The 20,643-nt window shown below is 37.5% G+C and carries 14 protein-coding genes; 6 read left to right on the plus strand and 8 right to left on the minus strand.

Annotation, left to right across the window (positions count from 1 at the left end):
• The first annotated feature begins 4 nt into the window (after nt 1-4).
• Both QM481_RS21120 and QM481_RS21125 read left to right on the plus strand, forming a co-directional pair.
• Nucleotides 5-1,252, plus strand: coding sequence for a right-handed parallel beta-helix repeat-containing protein (locus QM481_RS21120; protein WP_283383214.1), 1,248 nt, complete (start codon nt 5-7; stop codon nt 1,250-1,252).
• A gap of 138 nt (nt 1,253-1,390) precedes the next feature.
• Entirely contained in the window at nt 1,391-2,437 is a 1,047-nt protein-coding gene (locus tag QM481_RS21125) for a phytase (RefSeq protein WP_166553899.1), read from the plus strand.
• Between the two features lie 290 nt (nt 2,438-2,727).
• Here QM481_RS21125 and nhaA read toward each other — a convergent pair whose 3' ends face one another.
• The 4 genes from nhaA to QM481_RS21145 form a co-directional block, all read right to left on the minus strand.
• Nucleotides 2,728-3,951, minus strand: coding sequence for a Na+/H+ antiporter NhaA (gene nhaA, locus QM481_RS21130; RefSeq protein ID WP_283383215.1), 1,224 nt, complete (start codon nt 3,949-3,951; stop codon nt 2,728-2,730).
• Between the two features lie 573 nt (nt 3,952-4,524).
• Complete coding sequence (locus tag QM481_RS21135; protein ID WP_283383216.1) at nt 4,525-5,901, minus strand: sensor histidine kinase; 1,377 nt, start codon at nt 5,899-5,901, stop codon at nt 4,525-4,527.
• A gap of 1 nt (nt 5,902) precedes the next feature.
• Entirely contained in the window at nt 5,903-6,580 is a 678-nt protein-coding gene (locus QM481_RS21140) for a response regulator (protein WP_283345937.1), read from the minus strand.
• Between the two features lie 236 nt (nt 6,581-6,816).
• Nucleotides 6,817-8,034: a cation:proton antiporter domain-containing protein gene (locus QM481_RS21145; protein WP_283383217.1), complete on the minus strand. Its 1,218-nt coding sequence runs from the start codon at nt 8,032-8,034 to the stop codon at nt 6,817-6,819.
• A gap of 403 nt (nt 8,035-8,437) precedes the next feature.
• On the opposite strand from QM481_RS21145, the gene QM481_RS21150 reads away from it, so the two are divergent.
• Nucleotides 8,438-9,037 (plus strand): peptidylprolyl isomerase, encoded by a 600-nt coding sequence (locus QM481_RS21150; protein WP_283383218.1) that lies wholly within the window; start codon nt 8,438-8,440, stop codon nt 9,035-9,037.
• Between the two features lie 393 nt (nt 9,038-9,430).
• Here QM481_RS21150 and QM481_RS21155 read toward each other — a convergent pair whose 3' ends face one another.
• A complete protein-coding gene (locus tag QM481_RS21155) occupies nt 9,431-9,808 on the minus strand; it encodes a helix-turn-helix transcriptional regulator (protein WP_166550410.1) in 378 nt (125 codons plus the stop codon).
• Nucleotides 9,809-10,184: 376 nt separating this feature from the next.
• Between QM481_RS21155 and QM481_RS21160 the strand changes: the two genes are divergently transcribed.
• The 3 genes from QM481_RS21160 (at nt 10,185) to QM481_RS21170 (ending at nt 13,364) form a co-directional block, all read left to right on the plus strand.
• The gene (locus tag QM481_RS21160) at nt 10,185-10,892 is read left to right on the plus strand and encodes an ATP-dependent Clp protease proteolytic subunit (RefSeq protein ID WP_166550409.1); all 708 of its coding nucleotides are present in this window, start codon (nt 10,185-10,187) and stop codon (nt 10,890-10,892) included.
• Nucleotides 10,893-11,143: 251 nt separating this feature from the next.
• Nucleotides 11,144-12,403 (plus strand): ATP-dependent Clp protease ATP-binding subunit ClpX, encoded by a 1,260-nt coding sequence (gene clpX, locus QM481_RS21165; protein ID WP_166550408.1) that lies wholly within the window; start codon nt 11,144-11,146, stop codon nt 12,401-12,403.
• Nucleotides 12,404-12,638: 235 nt separating this feature from the next.
• On the plus strand, nt 12,639-13,364 hold the full coding sequence (locus QM481_RS21170) for an alpha/beta fold hydrolase (RefSeq protein ID WP_166550407.1): 726 nt from the start codon (nt 12,639-12,641) through the stop codon (nt 13,362-13,364).
• Nucleotides 13,365-13,661: 297 nt separating this feature from the next.
• Here QM481_RS21170 and QM481_RS21175 read toward each other — a convergent pair whose 3' ends face one another.
• The 3 genes from QM481_RS21175 to ade form a co-directional block, all read right to left on the minus strand.
• Nucleotides 13,662-15,101, minus strand: a complete 1,440-nt coding sequence (locus QM481_RS21175; RefSeq protein WP_283383219.1) for a SusD/RagB family nutrient-binding outer membrane lipoprotein — start codon at nt 15,099-15,101, stop codon at nt 13,662-13,664.
• Between the two features lie 61 nt (nt 15,102-15,162).
• The gene (locus QM481_RS21180) at nt 15,163-18,408 is read right to left on the minus strand and encodes a SusC/RagA family TonB-linked outer membrane protein (RefSeq protein ID WP_283383220.1); all 3,246 of its coding nucleotides are present in this window, start codon (nt 18,406-18,408) and stop codon (nt 15,163-15,165) included.
• Between the two features lie 487 nt (nt 18,409-18,895).
• Nucleotides 18,896-20,542: an adenine deaminase gene (gene ade, locus QM481_RS21185; RefSeq protein WP_283383221.1), complete on the minus strand. Its 1,647-nt coding sequence runs from the start codon at nt 20,540-20,542 to the stop codon at nt 18,896-18,898.
• Between the last annotated feature and the right edge of the window lie 101 nt (nt 20,543-20,643).

A 20,643-nucleotide genomic window follows, 5' to 3' on the forward strand; every position in this document is an offset into this window, starting at 1 on the left:
CATCATGAAAACATCAAGCATTTTAGCAAGTGTCTTGTTGCTGACATCGCTATGCACAAGCTGTACAAAAGACAACTCAGACCCCAAGCCAGAAGAACAATCAGTAGCTGGTGAAGTATCTGGTACTTGGAAAAAAGGAAGCATCGTTCAAGTAACTGGGGATATCATTGTTCCTGCGGGAAAAACCTTGAGTATTGAAGAAGGCGTAACCGTAGTAATGGACACAACGGCAAAACCAGAAATTATCGTTAATGGTAATTTATACGCTTCTGGAAGTGCTAGTAATCCTATTAAATTTACCGTTCCTGAAACGGCTCGTACTTCTAAATACAACTATGGTAAGCTTTGGGGTGGTATCTTGGCTAGCAAAACTTGTGCTGAATTAGTATTGGACAATGTGATTTTGGAATATGGTGGCTCGACTACAACAGAAGCTTCCACGTCTGTGAAATTAGGTCTTTATAAGGCATTAAGTGGCGAAAATGTGCCAGCGCTTTGGTACTCGAATGTATCTGGTAAATTGGTGGTAGTTAATAGTATTTTCCGCCATTTCAACGAAGATTGTACTTATTTAGAAGGTGGTAATATTATTTTCTCAAATAATAAATTTTACACAACAGGGGTAACAGGAGGCGAAGCCATCAACATCAAATCGGGCTGTATTGCTGATGTAGCGTATAATTTGGTTTATAGCACTAATACCAACGCACTTAAGCTATCAAACGCAGGTGACCGTACACCGCAAGCTTATGTGGTAGCATACAACAATACCTTGATGAATACAGGCTGGAGACGCCCAACCATCAAAGGTGGTTCTATTTGGATAGAAGCTAGTGTGCGTGCTGATTTGTACAACAACCTTTTGGCTAACTGCCGCTTCGGTATCAAACGTGATGTGAAAAAGCCTGAAGATACTCGTTCGGTTATTCAAAACAACCTGTACTATGGCTATAATCAAACTACCGTAGACCAGTTCCAGCCGACAGCTGAGATTGCTTCAGGTACAAACGAAATCCGTGGTACAAAAGCGGGCGATAACGATCCAAAGTTTGCGAACTACCCATTATCAACAGATGTCATGAACGCAGACTACAATAGCTCATGGGATTTCTCGTTACTATCTAGCTCGGCAGCTCTTAACAAGGGTATTACCACATTTACTCGTAATTTCAAAACAGGTATTACTGCCAACGGCAAAACATACACTTCCCCAGAACCAGCTAATTACATTGGTGCTTTTGGAGGGAAGTAGATTAATAATGAAGTGAACAGGCACAAAGGTACAAAGGCACAAAGGGAGTGAAGTTTTATAGAAGCTTCATTAATTTAAAAATACTTTGTCACTTTGTGCCTTTGCACCTGTTCACTCTGAACAAAACCAACTTATTTCATGAAACTTCTCTTTAAATTATTATCCTTGAGCTTGATTGTTTCGACTGTTGAAAATGCTTGTGCTCAAACGATTATCAAACCCGTTGTTATTACTGATTCAGTTAAACACGATACCGACGATCCTGCTATTTGGATAAACCCTAAAAACCCTAGCAAAAGCCTAATTATTGGTACCGATAAAAATCAAGATGGAGCGCTATTTGTTTTTGATTTACAAGGTAAAATCCAGTCAGAAAAGGTAGTACGAGGACTCAAACGTCCCAACAATGTAGATATCGAGTATGGCTTAAACCTTGGAGGTAAAAAAGTCGATATAGCCGTTACCACCGAGCGCATGAACCATCAGTTGCGTATTTATTCATTGCCCGACATGAAACCTATTGACAATGGCGGTATTCCGATGTTTGAAGGTGAAACAGGAACAGAATTCCGTGATTTGATGGGGATAGCTTTGTACAAAAATCCTAAAGGGAAAATTTATGCTATGGTAGGTCGTAAGAACGGTCCTACAACGGGCGGATATATCTGGCAATATGAATTATCGGATAATGGTAAAGGACAAGTAAAAGCTACTTTTATTCGAAAATTTGGTACTTATAGTGGCAAAAAGGAAATAGAATCCATAGCTGTAGACGATGCGCTAGGCTATGTCTATTATTCGGACGAAGGTATTGGTGTGCGAAAATACTATGCCGAGCCTTCAAAAGGCGACCAAGAGTTAGCGCTTTTTGCCACCAAAGGTTTCTCAGAAGATCACGAAGGAATTTCGATTTATCAGACCTCAGCTCGTAAAGGCTATATTCTTGTTTCTGACCAAGGAGCCAATCAATTCCATATTTTCCCAAGAGAAGGTTCTGCACAAAATCCTCACGAGCATCCAGAGCTCAAGGTAGTAAAAGTCGAAGCCAAACAAAGTGATGGTTCAGACATTACAGCTATTCCTTTGAATAAAACCTTCAAAAAAGGATTATTTGTAGTCATGAGCGATGACAAAACGTTTCATTTTTATCGTTGGGAAGATATTGCTGGAAAGGATTTGAAATAAAAGCTTAAAACAATTGCGGATTTGGGATTGCGGATTTTGGAAATAAGGTCAAATACCTTTATTTTTTGTGAAAAATAATTGATTACACTTCCGCAATCCAACATCCGAAATCCGAGATAAAAAAAAGAAACCCCACCAATATCGTATCGGTGGGGTTATCTGTGCTAACAATCGCAATATTTAAGAGTAGTTTGTTTTATGCCTAGTTTAGAAGTAAGACAAACTCGAAACGGTATTAAATAATCAAATAAAGTCTGAAAATAATAATCACTATTTTCAAGAAAAACCTTTTAACTTCTTACATTTCTAGCAAAAAGTCTTGGTATAGACCAATGAAATAAGTTCGCAATACTGCTGGTTTTAATAAAAATCAAAGTGCTCAAAATTCCTGAGGCAAGCGATGCTATAATGACCCCAATTTTGATAAAATCTTTTACCTCTGTACGAAGGTATGAATGCTCTGTAACAAAAATCGCCATAGTTACGCCAGTACCGGCCAAAATCCCCATTCCTAAAATATGTACCCAATTAATGTGAGCCGGAAGTTGGGCAATATTCAATCTGACAGCAAGCCATGTAGCCATCAAAATCCCCAGTGGTTTACCTAGTAGCAGCCCAATCAAAACACCTGTTACATGAGATTCCTGTAGGAATTCTAAGCTTTCTACGTTGATAGTAACTGCTACATTGGCAAATACAAATAGCGGAACTATCAGATAGTTTACTGGCATGTAAAGCCATCTTTTTAGCTCTTCTATTCGATTAATAGGGATAGAAAGGGCTGTAAAGATTCCTGATAAAGCGGGAGGTAATCCTGCTTGTACCATATTCCACCAAATAAAAGCTCCTACCAAAAAGTATGGAATAATATGGGTGGTTTTGAAATATTTTAATCCAAGTAAAGCTAGAACACTTAGTAGGATAAGAACGATTTTTAGGCTTGCAACGGTTGGTAAATAAAAAGCCACTAATAATGAAATGGCTAGTAAATCATCTATAATAACAAGAGCAACAAAAAAAACTTTAATAAAATTGGGTACTTTATTTCCCAATAACTTTAATATACCTAACGAAAATGCAATATCTGTAGTCGTAGGAATAATCCAACCAGCATAATTACTTTGCTTCTGGTTAAAAAAACAAAAAACGAAAATTGGAATTACTAGCCCTCCAATAGCTGCTATTAATGGCAAATTGGCTCGTTTATAAGTTTGCAGTTCACCATAAACAAACTCTTTCTTCAAATCAAGACCAATCTCCAACATAAACAACGTCATTAATCCTTTATTGATAATATCTAGCGCAGTAATATGTCCTAATTCTGGCATTAATGGCGACGACCAGAATTGAATATAGGCTGTTCCACTAAGAGGAATATTCGCAAGTAAAAGGGTTAAAAATAAAGCGTTGAGTAGCAAAAATCCACTTAGTTGACCTGTCTGCTCAATCTCAACGATTGGGCTTGACACATCCTTGATAGGCTCAACTAAAACTTTGTGGATACGCTTTTTCATTTACATTTAGCAAGCAACTAAAACATGCCTTTAAAGATGACTAGCTTGGAAGTAATCGTGTCTCGACCGACCTGAATACCTGTAAAATTATATGAGAATAGAGTGATGCAAAGTGTTTTAAACACCATCTCTTCAAAATCACTAATTGTTCGGTTGTACATTCTTGTAAACCTTTCTGTAATTCTTTTTTAAATAATAGAGGCGAAAAACTTACCTTTTTTAGAATTAACTTAATATAGTTTAAGCGAGAAATTTTCGTTCTCTTTACAGTTACTTCCATAAGTCAATAAATTAAGTAAATTGATTTTAGGAGAATTTCCTAGTAAGACAAATAGGTAGAGTCATTGCATAGGCGACACAGAATCAATAGCACGTTTGTTGAGGGAAGACCATAAAAAAGCTTAACAAAGAAGTAAGGGGGCAACTGAGATATCAGACGAGAGCCAGTCAGTAAGCTAATGCCTCATATCTGCCTGCCCCACAACTTCGTTAAACTTCAACATATATTTCTCTTTCCGCTACAAAGTTGTGACTATAAAGTTAAAACTTTCTTAGACAGATATTAGAAAATGCTTAGAATGTGATGTTGCTTGGTAAAACGAGTGTAAATGTGGTGCCAATATTAGGGGATGACTTGACATCAACGGTACCTCCGTGCATACGAGCGATACGTTCGACTAGTGAAAGTCCAATGCCATAGCCTTTGATGTCGGCAGTTTGGCTGCTTCGATAAAATGGTTGGAAGATATAAGATAAGTCAGATTCTTGAATGCCAATGCCTTTGTCTTCAATCGCTATCTGAATTTCGTCAGGAAGGCAACGTAAACGAATAATAGCTTTTTTGTCAAATGAGAATTTACAAGCATTTTCCGCCAAATTGACAATGGCTGTTTTTAATAATGCCGAATTACCCAACATACAAAGTCCGTCTGGGTCTTCGGGAAGCTCATCAAAGAGGAGTTCGATTTGATACAGAGCATTGCTTTTGGTCAAAAGTCCACGAACTTCCCACAGAAGTTCATCTACTCGAACTTTGTCAACCAACAAATCTTGCTTAACGCCATCGACTTTGGTAAGTTTCAATAAATTTTGGGTAAGAGCAATCAGTTCTTGAATATCATCCAAAACCGAATACATCGTTTTTTGGTATTCTTGAGGCGTACGTGTTTTGATAAGACTAACCTCCAATTGTGAAGACATTTTGGTCAGAGGGTTCCGAAGCTCATGCGATACATTCGACACAAACATCCTTTGTAGCTTAAAAGTATCCTCAACACGGTCAAGCAGTTGATTGATAGTATGTGTTAGGGTGTCAATTTCATCTTGGTTATCTTGCTGGGTAAGCCGTAGGTGCATATTTTTGGGCACAATACTATTGAGTTTTTGTCCCATATCATCAATTGGAGCAATAGCTTTGCCTGCATAATACCAGCCTGCTGCCGAAACCCAAAGAATCACAATCAAAAATAATAAGACCATGATAAGTCTCATTTGTGCCAAAAATGCCCTCCCATAATCGTCAACAGCACTTGCTACAATAAAATAAGGTTCAGGCGTTTGAGCATAGTATAAACCTACTCCATGATATTTACCATCTTTAAAACGATACTTTTTCTCCAACTGAATCTTCGTCATTAAATCTTCTGTAAGAGGTAGCCCTTTGCGATCGTTGGTGGTAAAGACCTTTTTTTTGTTTTGGTTATAAATCGTGATGTTTTCGCTGTGAAGAACGTTTTTGTTACGGTCTGTAATGGTTCTCAAAAGGGTAGAGTCAACGTCATCTACCACAAAGTAGAGTTCGGCCGTAGTTTCGGTGCGGTTTGAAAGTCGGCGATAAAAGCTTTCGCTCAGATAATATTGCGTATAAAGGTATATCGACAACAACACTGCGAGGAGTATTGTTGAAACGATAAAAATAAATCTTATGGTAAGACTAACCCTTATTTGCATATTATTCCTTTTTCAAAACATAGCCCATTCCAAATACGGTGTGAATAAGCTTTGTATCAAAGTTTTTATCGATTTTTTTACGTAAATAATTAATATAAACTTCCACAAAATTAGTGCCTGTATCAAAACCAATGTCCCAAACATTTTCGGCCAATTGTACTTTTGACAATACTCTGCCTTGATTGCGCATCATATATTCCAATAAAGTGAATTCTCTTGCAGTAAGTTCAATTACTTGCTCGTCACGAGTCACCACTTTGGTATCAAGGTTCATTTCTAATCCCTCAAATTTAAGGGTTTGATGAGTCATTAGGGTACTTGAACCTCGTTTTGTGAGTGAGCGGACACGTGCCAGTAACTCTACAAACTGAAAAGGTTTTACTAAGTATTGGTCTGCCCCAGAGTCGAACCCATTGACTTTATCTTCCGTTTCGCCCAAAGCGGTCAACATCAAAATAGGCGTTTGAATACCCGACTCACGAAGTTCACGAGATAGCACAAAGCCATTTAGCCCTGGCATGATAATGTCGGTGATAATCAATGAATAATTATTACGCATAGCCAATTGTCTAGCAATGAGCCCATCATAAGCAATATCTACCTCATATAGGTTTTCTTCAAGACCCTGCTGGATAGCGTGTAAGGTTTTTGGTTCGTCTTCAACTACTAAGATTCTCATAGTTTTAAAATTTGATTGACATTAAGTAAAAGAAGTAAAGAATTAGAGCTTAATTATGAGTTTTGAATGTAAGTTTTTAATTACCAATATTTTGTATTCAAAACAAGTGGAATCTAAGTCTGTATTAGTACGCTTTAGACTAGTAACCATTGCCCAAAATGTACTCATCACTTCATAAGAAATACTTTTAAACTTTTAGCCTATGGCATAAAGCATAATGCCTAATGCAGGCAAAATTATACAATTTCACCGATGGCTTCATCATTGAGGCTATTCGAACTTCCCTTTTTCTCAGCCGTTATAATACCCAACATCATCAATACGCTGGTAATCAGAATGACAAAAAACAAAATACCATTATTAAATGTATTGAGCTTGAATTGTTGAGGAATCCCATAAAACAATAATATGGTAATCAAACCTCTTGGCATCAGTAACAACTCTGGCATAGTATTTTTTTGAGACTGGATAAATCGAAGAAAAATAAATCGAATGACCAGTAAAGCCAATACCACCATTGACCCTGTCATCCAAACTTCTTCTTGACTAAAAATTCCAACGTTCATCGAGTACCCAAAGAGTATAAAAAAGAAGGTTCTAATCAAAAAAGCTGTTTCCGCAGTAATTGATTTAAGATTGTTTTCTACCTCATCAAACATGTGTTGAGGCACACCTTCTACAATTATTTTGGGACGAATGATTTTTCTATTATTAATGAATAGTCCAAAAAATAAGATAATTAATAAAGAAGGTAAGTGTAATAATTTACCCGCCGCATATAGTACTAACAATACCGCAAACAAGAGGAAATACTTCAAATGCAAGGTGATTCTTGATAAAAGATAAATCAAACCTAGCGCGACTACTACCGACAATAGTAAGGACCAAACAATATTGAAACTATAAAGAATACCAGATTCTATAGAAATACCTTCGTCAGCAATGAGATAATTGAAAAATAAAATCCCGAAAATATCAGAAAAAGAGGCCTCATAAATGATGAATTCTCTTTTGTGTGGCAGTAAGTTTTCAACACTCGGAATCACAATTGCACTACTGATAATCGACATGGGAGTGGCATATACCAGACAGTTACGAAATGTTTCGCCAGTGGCTTGCTGTATAATCAATGCAATAGAAAAAGAAGATGCCAGTAAGATGAGTAAGGCAGCAAAAAAAGCCTGTGCAATCATTTTGGATTTATCGCGGCTCAGTTCCAAGTCAAGACTTGCCTCCAAAATAATCATAATCAATCCCACTACTCCCAAAATCTCAACCGTTTTGTTGACAAATGTAGCTGGCAGTAAGTTTTGTCCAAAAACTTGCCCAACCAGAATCCCCGTTCCTAGAAGTAATAGCACTGAGGGAATCGCAAATTTTTTGGCTATAAGATTAAAAATATACGATATAATTACACCGCTCGAAAGCAATAAAACAATTTCATACGTATTCATAAATGCAAAATGGTTAATGGTGAAGTGAAGTGGCAATTAGACGTTAGTCGTCAATCGTATATCCGTTATTGGCAGGTACTTATAATCATAGGAATACCCACAGATATATGATTAATTTGACCTTTCCTGTTACTTAGAATCCATTGTGTAAAAACAAGCAAATACTTCCTTAAGTTTTGGTTTAAGAATACCTAAATGCTTCATAGCATGCAAGAAGTCCATATTTGTTTTAAAAATCGTTAAGAAAAAATTAGAAATTACTTAGAGAGGCTTAGGTAAAAGGGTTACTATAAATTTATTAAATCTTTGTGAAAGACATACATAAAGATTGGTAAATTTGGTATCTTGAAAATGAAAATATCGACTCTTGTGGCATTACTAAGCCTTGTTAAATAGCAATAGAATGAAAAGAAAACTATATCAATACGGGATTTTGTTAGGGCTTCTTATGAGTGTAAGTGCATGCCGAAAAGATATGCGTTTATTTGATAAAGAAGTTCGTCCAACCTTAGAAGAGTATGGTAAACAAAATCCTGAAACAAAGCTACAAGTAACTACACGTTTAGGAAACTTTACGATACAGCTATACGAAGGCACGCCGTTACACCGAGCCAACTTTGTTCGTCTGGTAAAAGGTGGTTATTATACCGATTTATTCTTTTATCGAATTGTCTATGCAACAGCTATTCAAGGAGGTGCCGAATGGATGTATCGTCTCGACTATGATTTGCCTACCGAAGTAGATACCTCCAAGTTTAGACACAAACGTGGAGCAGTAGCCATGGCACAATACGACCCTAGCATGAACCCCGAGGGCAATACTTCTGCGAGTGAGTTTTTTATTATTACTAATGCGGAGGAGGCTCGCAAATTTGATGGCATTTATACCGTAGTAGGAGAAGTAACAGAAGGAATGGAAGTGGTCGATAAAATCAAGGAAGCAAGAGCTTTCAACGAAAAACCTGTGGATCCTATAAAATTTTCTATTCGTATTCTTGATTAAGTATTAGTACTGTACGAAGGATTGTAAAAACTATCTATTTCGGATATCGAAAGTGTAAGCTTCTATATTTTGTAAAAAATAAAGGTATTTTTCTTTATTTCAGCAATCAAAAATCCCAAATCTGAAATAGTTGAAAATCTTTCGTACACTACTAAATAAGTATCATAATGAGTTGTGAGTTATGGATGTAAAGTTTAATTATCAATACTTTCTATTCATAGTATAGTCTGATTACTGAACAAAATGGAAATTCCACGTTCAAGACTTAGTCTTGGACTTATTTTTTTAACAGCTTAAAACTGTTTTTATAAAATTCAGTGATGAAGTCCAATTGCCCAATAAGCAGTAATTCTGGGTTGGTACTTACTGGACAAATGGCCATTTTCTCAGCTTTTAAAAGCCAATGGGTTCTCGTTGTTTTTGCTGAAGAATACGATAAGCTTCTAAATACAGTTGTTGCTCAAATTTTTCTTTCCAAAATTTGAGTTCTATTTCCAAGCGGAGGTTTTCGGATTTTAGATGTTTGTTTTCTTCCAATAAAGTATCTATTTGTGGCGATACAGCCAATTCTTTTTCTCCCCAAAGTACAGGAATGTCCAATACTTTGGATAAATCTTGTGCACGTTTGATACTGAGTTCGGTTTTGCCACGCTCAATATCGCCATACGCTGTGGTCGAAATTCCCAACATATCGGCTACGTTTTCTTGAGAAAGCCCTTTGAGTACACGAGCTTTTCGGATTTTATCAGGAATAGAATCTTGTTGTTTCATATACCTTATTAGGTTGAGTTGGTTATGATGGACTAAGACATAAAAGTTGGTTAGTCTTGTCAAATTTTATGAAAAAATATCCACTTTACTTTCGACATATTAATCTAATACCTCAATTTATATAATCCTTTGATTTACAAGAAGGTATTTTAAATACTTTTTAGAGGGTAATAAAAATCATAGTAAAAAATCGTATTTTCCGAGAATTTATCTGAAAATCTGATTAGGATTTTTTCATAGATTTTGCATCTTTGTTTAAAAGAACTACCTCTTAGTTGCAAAACACTGTAAGATGACTTGAAAGTTCAACGACTATTTGCCTCGAACCATTTTACAGATTTTGAAGTTTACAGTTTAAAATAACGGTTATAAAATTATGTTTCACAAAGATTTAAGTTCAGAAGAATTCAGAAAATATGCTGTTCATCACAGAGGTTTGAATGGCTTAGCAGTAGATCAGTACATGAATCAGATAGGTGGGCAGAGCCGTCCATTTATTGAAGACATGACTCAATATATCATTGAAGAGCGCCCAATGCGTTTTGCTCAAATCGACGTATTCTCACGTTTGATTATGGACCGTATCATTTTTATGGGCGTACCTGTAGATGATTATATGGCAAATATCATTGTTGCTCAAATGTTGTTTATGGAGTCGACAGACTCTCGTAAAGACATTATGATGTATATCAACAGCCCAGGTGGTTCGGTATATGCAGGTTTAGGTATTTATGATACTATGCAGTATATCCGCCCTGATGTAGCTACGATTTGTACATCTTTAGCGGCGTCGATGGGTGCTGTATTATTGGCTGGTGGTGCAGCTGGTAAGCGTTCGGCTCTTCCTCATGCACGTATTATGATTCACCAACCATCAGGTGGAGCGCAAGGTCAGTCTCGTGATATTGAAATTACAGCTCGCGAAATCGTAAAAATTCGTAAAGAATTGTATGATATTTTGGCTCAGCACTCAGGAAAATCGTTTGAAGAAATCGAACGTGACTCTGATCGTGACTACTGGATGCGTGCTGAAGAAGCTAAAGAATATGGCTTAATCGATGAGATTCTTACTCGCGAACCGTAGTTGATTGGACATATTTGTTGATTTACGAAAATTTTGCTTTTGACGTAAATCACCATAGAAATGCTTACTCCTTTGTTTTAGGGGTAAGCATTTTTAGTATAAATTCAGTACTTTTGTGAATGGTTGTACCAAACAGTTGCCTGTAGTACGTTGAAACAGCTGCCATTGTGGGAACCCTTCTTTTTCAAATTGTATTTTACAAGAGTTGAGACATAGTAACAAACACACAACTCTCTTATTTTTTACATAGAATGAAACAACAACAACAGCCTCATTGTACGCTATGTGGTCGTGGCCAAAAAGATGTGCCATTGCTATTACAAGGTATGGAGGGTCATGTATGTAGTGAATGTGTCACTCAGGCTTATCAGGTAGTGCAACAAGAAGCAAGTCCTTCGTCACGTAGCTTTAAGGGTGACAAAAAGAAAGGTGGCGCTCGCTTCGAATTGGTAAAGCCAATAGAGATGAAAAAGTATCTTGACCAATATGTAATAGGACAAGATGAAGCAAAAAAACACCTTTGTGTAGCTGTTTATAACCACTACAAAAGATTGATGCAGCCTAAAACTGATGATGATGTACAGATTGAAAAATCGAATATCATTATGGTGGGCGAAACAGGAACAGGTAAGACTTATTTGGCTCGTACGATTGCCAAAATGCTTCAAGTTCCATTCTGTATTGCCGATGCTACGGTGATTACTGAGGCAGGTTATGTGGGTGAAGACGTAGAAAGCATCTTGACTCGTTTGTTGCAAGCAGCAGACTATGACGTTGCCAAAGCCGAAATGGGTATTGTCTTTATAGATGAAATAGATAAAATTGCACGTAAGTCTGACAACCCGTCAATTACACGTGATGTATCGGGTGAAGGTGTACAACAAGCGCTATTGAAACTGTTGGAAGGGGCTGTTGTAAACTGCCCGCCACAAGGAGGTCGTAAGCACCCTGAGCAAAAAATGATTGCAGTAAATACTGAAAATATCTTATTTATCTGTGGTGGTGCTTTTGATGGTATTCAACGTCATATTGCTAATCGTCTGAACACTCAGCCAGTAGGCTTCAAGAAAGGTGCAAGTTTTGCAGATGAATTTGACGAGCAAAATTTGTTACGTTACGTTTCTTCGCAAGACTTAAAATCATTTGGCTTGATTCCTGAATTGTTGGGACGTTTGCCAGTGCTTACTTCATTGAATCCATTGGATGCAGAAACACTACTTTCGATTTTGAAAGAGCCCAAAAATGCGATTACGAAGCAATATGAAAAGCTTTTCAAAATGGAGGATATCGATATTCATTTTGATGATGACGCTTTATTATATATTGTCGAACAAGCGATGGAGTTCAAATTAGGGGCTCGTGGTTTACGCTCAATTTGTGAAGCAATTATTACTGATGCGATGTTTGAGCTGCCTTCACAAGATGAAATCAAGGAATTTAATGTAACGCTAGAATATGCTCGCTCGAAGTTTGAAAAAACGGCTTTGCATAGAATGAAGAAAGTTGCATAAAAATAATTTGCGAATCCCCGAACACATTGTTTGGGGATTTTTTGTTATATAGTAATATTGGCTTTGGGCTTTCGGCATGGAGAATTGAACTTAAGCATTCTTTAATTCATAATCTCTTTTTCGATTTCGGATACTATTTTATAAGGAATAAAGATATTTTTACATATTTCAGAAATCAAAAAAAACAATCCACAATAGCCAATAGTCATTCAATTATTCTCAAAACATTACGGACATGATACAGAAAAAAGTAGTAGTATTATTACATGGGTTTGGTGAAGACTCGACTGTATGGTTGGGAATAGTCCCTTACTTACAAAAGAGCTTACTGGTATTTACACCTGATTATGCCAAGGAAACTACCTTGAAAACCATGGATGATTATGCCGATTTTGTAGCCCAACACTTACAAAAAGCTGGTGTGAGTCAATGTACTGTGATTGGGCACTCGATGGGAGGGTATATTGCTTTGGCGTTTGCCGAGAAGTATCCTGACATGATTACTGGATTGGGCTTATTTCACTCGACAGCTTATGGTGACTCGGAAGAACGAAAAGCTTTACGTTTGAAAAATGTTGATTTCTTGAGAACACATGGTACGGAGGTTTTTATCAAAAACTTTACACCAAATCTTTATAGCGAAGAGTTTAATGCTCAAAATCCAGAGGTGGTACAAAAGCATATCGACTATTCGTCTCAGTTACCAGTAGATGCCTTAATGGTGGCTATGGATGCAATGCGTATTCGTCCAGATCGCAGAGAAGTATTAGCCAATGCTAAATATCCTGTGATGATGATTATTGGTAAAAAAGATAAAAGTATTCCTGTGGCAGATGCGCTTGAACAATTAGCTTTGGCGGGTAATACTAGCTCATTGGTACTTGATACTGTTGGACACATGGGTATGTATGAGGAGCCAGAGGAATGTGTAAGGTTTATCAAGAAGTTCTTATTGAGGTAAGTTATAGGTTACTAGTATAACTGTTATTAGGTAAAGGTTAATGTTGCTAATTAGTAGGAAAGATTAAATTAATAGTATATCTGAGGTAAAATTTGATTATAACCTTTTGATTATGAATATCTTCAAATAACCAATATACTATTAACTAATAACGTTTTCCTACTTAGATTCTTTGAGGTTTGCAATTTCAACAAACATAAAATACTTCAAGAATACATTTTACTAAAAGCCAATAGCCAAACAAAAAAAGCTGACTCTTGCGAGCCAGCTTTTTTGTTACTACACTTTTATAAGAGATTAGAATTTATCCCAGAAAAGTTTTGTATTTACTTTATCCGCACCGATTGCTGTTGAAGCAGCTTTCCAGTTCGACTCATTAAGAGTTTGTTCACCTACAGGGTAAGTAAAACGAGTTGGAATATCAGCATAAGTTTTGTTAGCAGGAACATTGAAGATTGGGTAATCCAAACGTCTCCATTCTGTCCAAGATTCAAAACCACGGTTGTACAATGCGATATACTTTTGAGTAGCAATTTTTTGCTTGTAGTTACCAGTTGCAGTAGCGTAGGCTACCGAACTTTTGCCAAGGTATGCTGTAATATCTGCATCGCTCACACCCCAATAGCTCATCGAAGCTTTGATACCTTGGTTGTAGAATTGTTCAGCAGTACCACCAACATTGTATCCACGAGCAGCCGCTTCAGCAAGGTCGAAAGAAATTTCAGCATAATCCATAATCAAACCTTCTAGGTCTGGTTTTTGGAATACATCACCAATTGCCGAGAAGTTAGTATAGTTACCACCAGCAGCATAAGGACCACCTACATATTTACCATTCAATTGACCAAAGAAAACCGAACGACGTGGGTCAGATAGGTTATTCATCAAGTCAACCACTGTGTTGGCAGGAACATAATCTTTACGACCACTTTGAATCAAGTCAACCCAGATAGGGTTTGTATTTGGTACATTGCTGTAGTAAGTTAAGGCAGTGTTGTCACTGTTTGAAGAGAATACTCCTTTCGCAGCAGCTTCAACCATTGTTTTTGAGGTAGCAGCATCAACGTCAGCTAACATCAAACCCATTTTCAATTTCAAGCCATTAGCAAACTTCAACCATTTTGCCATGTCTCCACCATATACCAAGTCAGCCGAACCAAAAGAACCAGCCGAAGTATTAACACCAGCAATAACAGCATCCAAACGCTTCGCTAAGTCAGCGTAGATTGTTTTGGCGTCGTCATATTTAGGGTTTACATTTTGTGGGTCTAATGACTCCGTGTAAGGGATGTTACCGAAGGTATCTACCAATTTTTGGTAAGCATAGATATTCAATAACTCGATAAGCGCCAACTTGTTTGTTTTTTCAATAGCTTGCTGAGTACCGATAGGTTTTTCAGCATTAACTAAAGCTTTAGCATCTTTCAAGTTGTTCAAGATATTGAAATAGAAACGCAACCATACAGCATCAGCAACTTTACGAGTGGTAATATCGTAGTTACTTTCGTCAGTATAAGTAGTTTGAGTCCATTGTTGAGCAAGCAAACGGAACACATTACGGTTTACGTTTGTGTTTACCATTTGGTCAATAAGGTTTGTTTCTGCTGCTGCAAACACAGTAGAAGATGGCACAGAACCCGAGCTAGGGTGTTTTTTGTCGGTATTCAAATCTTCAAGATTACTCTCGCAAGACATCGACAACAGTGCTATAGATAGGAATGTTACAATTTTTTTCATTGGAATAATATCTTTTTTCGTTTGACAAAAACCTTCAATTAGTTTGTAATAAAGGTTTCGATTAGAACGAGAATTTAAGGCTTGCTCCGATTTCTCTAACTGAAGGATAAACACCTGATTGGAAACCTGAAAGGTTACCTGATGTCAAACCATCTTCTGGGTCAGCATAAGGTAAGTTTTTGTGGATAATCCAAAGGTTACGACCTACTGCAGACAATGTAGCACCTTTGATGAAGTTGCTTCCGCCGAATAGATTTGCAGGTAATTTATAAGAAACAGTTACCTCTCTCAATTTAACGTAGCTAGCATCATAAACGAAAGCAGCAGCAGGGTTTCTTACATATCCTAATAATCCGTAGTTTTCAGCACTTACACGTTTAGTGTTGGCAGTTCCATCAGCTAATACACCTGGTACGATGTAACCACCGCCATTTGCAATTGATTCACGGATAGAAACACCGTTGTCGTTTAAGAATACAGTTTCAGCATATAAACCTGTAGCTCTACCGTAGTATTGGTCAAGAGAGAATACGCTACCACCTTTTTGGATGTCAATCAAGAAGCTAAATGAAAGGGCTTTGTAATTGAATGAGTTAGTAATACCCATTTTCCAATTAGGAGTAATGTTACCGATTACGCTAGTTGCATCCGTTTGTGCATAGTAACCATTTGCATTAACAACTTTTTGTCCGTTTAAATAAACGAAGTTAGTACCTTTCAATACACCGTAAGGTTCACCAATAGATGCGTTCAATGTAACACCACCTTGGAATGAACCCAATGGCAAGTTGTTTACGCCATCATACAATTCAACCACTTTGTTGCGGTTCATCGTAAAGTTAGCGTTCAATTTCCATGAGAAGTCACCAGTTTGAACAGGGATAGCAAATGCAGACAATTCAATACCTTTGTTTTCGATTGTACCAGCATTTACATATTTTTTGTCATAACCAGTAGCTTTCGAGATAGACACAGGCATGATTTGGTCGATAGACAAAGTACGGTAAGCTGTAATGTCAAATCCTACTCTGTTTTTCAAGAACTTCATTTCTAAACCAATCTCAGAACTTTTTGTACGTTCTGGTTTCAAGTTCGGGTTGTTCAAGATCGAGCCAGTCGCAAATAATGTTTGTCCACCAAATGCATCTCTAGTATCACCGTTCAAGTTAGTTGGTTTTACATACGTATTCAACAAACTCAACGCAGGAGCAGTGTTACCTACTTCAGCATAGTTTACACGAACTTTACCAAAGCTCAATGCAGGCCAGCTTTCTCCTAATTTGTTAGAGAAAATATAGCTCAAAGAAGCAGATGGATAGAAATAAGTGTTGTTTGATACTGGTAAAGAAGAAGAAACATCACGACGAGCAGTAAGGTCTAAGAACAATTCGTTGTTATAACCCAAAGATGCATTAGCAAAAATACCTTCTTGGTAGATAGCACTTACGTTTTCTGTAGGAGCACTAGCCGCAGAAGCAGAGTTAGCCAAAGAGTAGATACCTGGTACAACCAAGCCACCTACTGTAGTAGCATACATTGTGCTAACTTCTGTTTTACGGATGTTTCCACCAACCATACCTTTCAAGTTGAAATTCTCAGACAAATCTTTGTGATAGTTTGCAAAGAAGTCATAGTTCATTTCTCTGAAAGTACGATCATAACGAGAGTATTTAGCAGTACCATTGTTGTTGATAGAACCAACAGCGATACGTTCCTCTTGTTGTTCAGTGTAAGTATCCATTGAGATACGACCCAATACATCAAAATCATTTGTGATTTTGTAAGTAGCAGTCACATTACCAAAAACACGGTTTCTCCAGTCAGTTTCGTAGTTGTTAGCACGTTGCCAGTAAGGGTTATCCCAGAAAATAGGCTTGATTTCACTTGGGTCAGTCCAGTTCCAAGTAATGTTTTGTCCAGTTCTTTCAAATGCTGATTTCAAATCTAAGATATCAACGTTTGTTTGATACCACTGACGGAAGCTTGACATGATGTTGTCTGAGTAACCGTTGCTATAACGACCTTTTGCATCTTGACGAGCAAAGTTGATGTTGGTTGTAACAGTGAACTTTTTGCTGAAATCATGGCTACCAGCAAATGAGAAATTGTTTTTCTGGATGCTAGAGTTTGGAAGAATACCAGTTTGGTCAAAACGAGTATATGATACACGGTAAGAACCGTTTTCGCTACCACCATCCAAAGAGATAGTTCCGTTGAATGTTTTTGCGTCGTTGAAGAATTTAGCAGGAGAGTTTGCTGCTGCTTGCCATGCGCTAGTTTTACCATACTGTGGTGAAGATGGGTCAAATGAACGCCAGTCATACACTTGTTTGTTAGGGTCAAATTTAGCACCCCAAGAAGCATCTTCTGACATTGGAACAACAAGGTCGTCTACTCCATCACCATTGATATCTCTGTACAAAAACTTGTGAGAAGGGTCTTCATAGTAGTTACCATAACCACCACCATAGCTAGATTGGTATTTAGGGAAGGTAGATTTGTCGATAGAACCTACAGTGTATCCCATACTTACATTAACACCTAAACCTTGGTTTTTCTTACCTTTTTTAGTCGTAACCATTACAACACCATTGGCAGCTCTTGAACCATAAAGCGCAGTTGCTGCAGCACCTTTCAATACGTTGATTGACTCGATGTCGTCTGGGTTAATATCCGAAGCAGCGTTACCGTAGTCATAACCACCACCACCTTGAGCTGTCGAAGAGCTAGTAGTGTTTGAGTTATCGATAGGTACACCATCCACTACGAATAATGCTTGGTTGTTACCAGTCAATGATTTGAAACCACGAACAACGATGTTGGTAGAAGCACCCATGTTGTTGTTACGTTTGATTTCAACCCCTGATACTTTACCCGACAAAGAGTTGATGAAGTTACTTTCTTTAGCAGTACTTACTTGGTCTCCCTTAACCTCTTGAGTTGCATAACCCAAAGATTTTTTGTCACGAGATACACCAAGGGCAGTTACTACAACCTCTGAGAGGGTAGAAGTACTTGGAACTAACTTTACGTCGATTACAGATTGAGAACCAACAGCCACAGTTTGTGCGTTGAATCCCACTGAAGAGAAAATTAGGGTTGTGCCATTACCCACAGCGATACGATAAGTACCATCTGTAGTTGAAGTAGTACCTTTTGAAGTACCCTTCACTGAAATACTTACGCCTGGGATAGGAGAACCGTCTTCGGATGAGGTTACCTTCCCTGTAATTTGCCTGTCTTGAGCAAATGTGCTACCTAACTGAGCCAACAATAGCAAAGCGGTTAGCAGTAAGAGTTTTCTCATAATGATTATTGGTTAAATTGTTGGTAAAAACTTTTCATATACACGCTTTTTTGAAAAGGCGTGAATAGTGGTTCAAGCATATAATTATCCCCATTGTACAAACCGTACATGGCGAAGATTATTCGTTTTATTAATAATTTATATAAGAGCGGTAAAGCTTGAGCCTAGGCTCAACTTGCAGATAAGAGGAAAATAATTGGTAAAACTTTAGCGATAAAATATCGACTAGATACAATGCTGTACGCTAGTGATGCGATAAATCCTGAAAAGCGTTAGGAAATTTGCTATACGAAATTGCATTAGGGTTGAAGTCAAACCCTATTTTATGAGATTTTTCAGCAAAAGAAGACGTTTTGTCCACTTTTAGTTTGATTGATTCTAGTGTAAAATTTTTCAAAATAATAGACTATTTAGTTAATCTAGCATTTTCAAATAATGTAGGTTATCCGAAAATGCTATAGTTTCTTTTAGTTTTGTTTCGATGAAGTTATACTTCCAAAGATGTCAACTCAAAGCGTTCGCCATCAAAAAGGCCAAGGTCTGAAAGCTTCAAATTTGGAATAACTAGGAGTGCCATAAATGAAAGACTCATGAAGGGTGATTTCAGGTTGGTTCCTAATTGTTTTGCAAATTTATCAATTTCCGAATAATTATTTGCTATATCATAGCCATTTTCTCCTGACATAAGTCCGGCAATCGGTAATGGAAGTATTTTATTCTGTCCATTGCCCGATACTGCCGATACCCCACCTTGTACCTCAATAATTAGGTTTACGGCATCAGATATGGCTTGTTCGTCGACGCCAACGACCACAATATTATGCGAATCGTGGGCTACAGACGAGGCAATTGCACCTGATTTTAATCCGAAATTTTTTATAAAACCAATGGCTGGAGAGGCATCTTTATAGCGATTTACTACTGCAATTTTCAAAATATCACGCTCAACATCCGAAACAAGCGCACCATTTACGACCTTCGCTTGGTGTTCTGATTTCAAAGTTATGAGCTGTCCGTCCAATACTTCTATGACTTTAATCATAGCATTATCAGGATTTTGCGCATTTACTACAAAATCTTCAGAAGTCTTTAACGAACAACTAAATTGGTTTTGTATTTCACTACTAAGATTTGAAATAAAAGACGTTCCATTCTCTGCAATTTTTTCACCATTCAAATAGGTTGCCAAAATGTTAAAAGCAATAGGGTTGTCTATCAACACAAAATCGGCTGGGTCGTTTGCTCGTAACAAACCTACTGGTAATTGATAATGCAATACAGGATTGACACAAGCTACTTGCAAAATCTCAAACAACAAATCTGGATACAATGCCAATGCTCGCTTTACTAGCTCGTTGATATGTCCTTCCACTAAATTGTCAGGATGTTTATCATCAGAACAAAACATCATATTGTTGTAGTGTTCGGGCAATAGTCCAATTAAGGCATCAAAGTTTTTGGCAGCAGAACCTTCACGAATCAGGATTTTCATACCGTATTTGAGCTTGTCGAGCGCTTCTTCGGCTGTAAAACATTCATGGTCTGTTTGACAACCAGCTTCAATGTAGCGCTTGGCTGCTTCGCCTCTCAACCCAGGCGCGTGCCCATCCACAGGTTTTTTGTATTGTTGTGCCAAGCTAATCTTAGACAACATATCAGGGTCGCCGTTTAATACCCCAGGGAAATTCATGACTTCAGCTAAATAGCCGACTTCGGGGTAATTATCAAACAAATAAGCAATATCTTCGGGCGTAATAGTGGCTCCCGCAGTTTCAAAAGTGGTAGCTGGTACGCATGAAGGTGCCCCAAAACAAAACTTAAAAGGAACCTGACGGGCATTTTCAATCATGTACTCCACGCCTTTTACTCCTAAGACATTGCCGATTTCGTGTGGGTCCGAAATGGTCGAAACCGTACCGTGTACCACAGCAAGTCTGGCAAATTGTACAGGTGTTAGCATTGAGCTTTCGATATGCACGTGTGCATCCACAAAACCAGGGAGGATATAAGGCGTATTTGGTTGGGGAGTCGAAGCTAATTCAATGATTTCTTTGATATAACCGCCTTCAATCGTAATTTGACAGTATGAAATATTTTTATCAAGTATGTTGATGAGGTTTGCTTGAATCTGCATAAGAGTATGGTTTTGATATTCAGATGTTTATAGAGTAAATGAGTTTAATCAACTTTTGAGATTCTCTCAACTCTGGTTCAAGTTACTTATCTTTGTACAAA

The sequence above is a fragment of the Flectobacillus rivi genome (assembly GCF_030056655.1).
Classification (GTDB): domain Bacteria; phylum Bacteroidota; class Bacteroidia; order Cytophagales; family Spirosomataceae; genus Flectobacillus; species Flectobacillus rivi.

Bases quoted from the DNA above. Each gene is read 5' to 3' on its own strand.
- QM481_RS21120 (WP_283383214.1), top strand. From the start codon at position 5: ATGAAAACATCAAGCATTTTAGCAAGTGTCTTGTTGCTGACATCGCTA.
- QM481_RS21125 (WP_166553899.1), top strand. From the start codon at position 1,391: ATGAAACTTCTCTTTAAATTATTATCCTTGAGCTTGATTGTTTCGACT.
- nhaA (WP_283383215.1), bottom strand. From the start codon at position 3,951: ATGAAAAAGCGTATCCACAAAGTTTTAGTTGAGCCTATCAAGGATGTG.
- QM481_RS21135 (WP_283383216.1), bottom strand. From the start codon at position 5,901: ATGCAAATAAGGGTTAGTCTTACCATAAGATTTATTTTTATCGTTTCA.
- QM481_RS21140 (WP_283345937.1), bottom strand. From the start codon at position 6,580: ATGAGAATCTTAGTAGTTGAAGACGAACCAAAAACCTTACACGCTATC.
- QM481_RS21145 (WP_283383217.1), bottom strand. From the start codon at position 8,034: ATGAATACGTATGAAATTGTTTTATTGCTTTCGAGCGGTGTAATTATA.
- QM481_RS21150 (WP_283383218.1), top strand. From the start codon at position 8,438: ATGAAAAGAAAACTATATCAATACGGGATTTTGTTAGGGCTTCTTATG.
- QM481_RS21155 (WP_166550410.1), bottom strand. From the start codon at position 9,808: ATGAAACAACAAGATTCTATTCCTGATAAAATCCGAAAAGCTCGTGTA.
- QM481_RS21160 (WP_166550409.1), top strand. From the start codon at position 10,185: ATGTTTCACAAAGATTTAAGTTCAGAAGAATTCAGAAAATATGCTGTT.
- clpX (WP_166550408.1), top strand. From the start codon at position 11,144: ATGAAACAACAACAACAGCCTCATTGTACGCTATGTGGTCGTGGCCAA.
- QM481_RS21170 (WP_166550407.1), top strand. From the start codon at position 12,639: ATGATACAGAAAAAAGTAGTAGTATTATTACATGGGTTTGGTGAAGAC.
- QM481_RS21175 (WP_283383219.1), bottom strand. From the start codon at position 15,101: ATGAAAAAAATTGTAACATTCCTATCTATAGCACTGTTGTCGATGTCT.
- QM481_RS21180 (WP_283383220.1), bottom strand. From the start codon at position 18,408: ATGAGAAAACTCTTACTGCTAACCGCTTTGCTATTGTTGGCTCAGTTA.
- ade (WP_283383221.1), bottom strand. From the start codon at position 20,542: ATGCAGATTCAAGCAAACCTCATCAACATACTTGATAAAAATATTTCA.